The sequence below is a fragment of the Pseudomonas sp. NPDC079367 genome, from assembly GCF_044542195.1.
Lineage (GTDB): Bacteria > Pseudomonadota > Gammaproteobacteria > Pseudomonadales > Pseudomonadaceae > Aquipseudomonas.
The window spans coordinates 2798-3940 of record NZ_JBITTW010000077.1 but is presented as its reverse complement, the minus strand read 5'-3'; the positions used below and the strand labels follow the sequence as shown (position 1 = coordinate 3940).

Here is a 1143-nt window from a genome sequence, read left to right as displayed (position 1 = left end):
CTTGCGGATACGTTTTTTCTCAGTATATGAGTAAGCCATCAGCGTTCCCCAGCTTGGTCACCTGCTTGTTTGGCCCCTCCCGACGGGAGCAGCCAGAAAATCGTGCAAACCCCATGGTTTGCGCCACCGCATCGGGTGGTTACAGCGCCTTTATCGACACCGACCCAGTCGGCTGCCAATAACGGAAAAAGGCCGGTGGCAAGAGCCACCAGCCATCAGCCTGTCGCTTGACGCTCGGGCTGGAGGAGCAAAGTCGATGCTTACTTCAGCTCGACTTTAGCGCCTGCTTCTTCCAGCTTCTTCTTGGCGTCTTCAGCCGCTTCTTTCGAAACGCCTTCAGCTACAACCTGAGGAGCGCCGTCTACTTTCTCTTTGGCTTCTTTCAGGCCCAGACCGGTCAGTTCACGAACTGCCTTGATCACGTTAACCTTCTTCTCGCCAGCTTCCAGCAGAACAACGTTGAACTCGGTTTGCTCTTCAACAGCAGCAGCAGCTACAGCTGGGCCAGCCGAAGCGGCAGCAGCGGTAACACCGAAGGTTTCTTCCATCGCTTTGATCAGCTCAACGATTTCCACTACGGATTTCTGGCCGATTGCTTCGATGATTTGTTCGTTAGTCAGAGACATGACTCAATTCCTGAATTGGGGGACGGCCTACGCGACCATCGAAATAAACAAAAAACGCGAGAAGTGACGAGCCTTAGGCTGCGGCAGCTTCTTTCTGGTCGCGAATTGCCGCCAGAGTACGAGCCAATTTGCTGGTAGCGCCTTGAATCACGCTCATCAGCTGAGAAATTGCTTCGTCACGGGTCGGCAGAGTTGCCAGTACGTCGATCTGATTAGCTGCGAGGAACTTGCCCTCGAACGCAGCTGCCTTGATCTCGAACTTGTCCTGACCCTTGGCAAACTCTTTGAAGATACGGGCAGCAGCGCCCGGATGTTCGTTGGAGAATGCAATCAGGGTCGGGCCGGTGAACACGTCGTTGAGGACACTGTATTGAGTGTCAGCAACAGCGCGCTTGAGCAGGGTGTTACGTACAACACGTACGTAAACGCCAGCTTCACGAGCCTCTTTACGGAGTCCGGTCATTGCGCCTACTGTTACGCCACGTGCATCAACCACGACAGCGGACAGAGCGACTTT

Annotated in this window: 2 protein-coding genes; both read right to left on the bottom strand. The window is 54.3% G+C overall.

What is annotated here, in order from left to right:
- Positions 1-260: 260 nt before the first annotated feature.
- Complete coding sequence (gene rplL, locus ACIGDJ_RS28035) at positions 261-626, bottom strand: 50S ribosomal protein L7/L12 (protein ID WP_007962228.1); 366 nt, start codon at positions 624-626, stop codon at positions 261-263.
- Between the two features lie 73 nt (positions 627-699).
- Positions 700-1143 (bottom strand): 50S ribosomal protein L10 (rplJ, locus tag ACIGDJ_RS28030; RefSeq protein WP_397504707.1); only part of this gene is annotated, 444 nt, incomplete at its 5' end.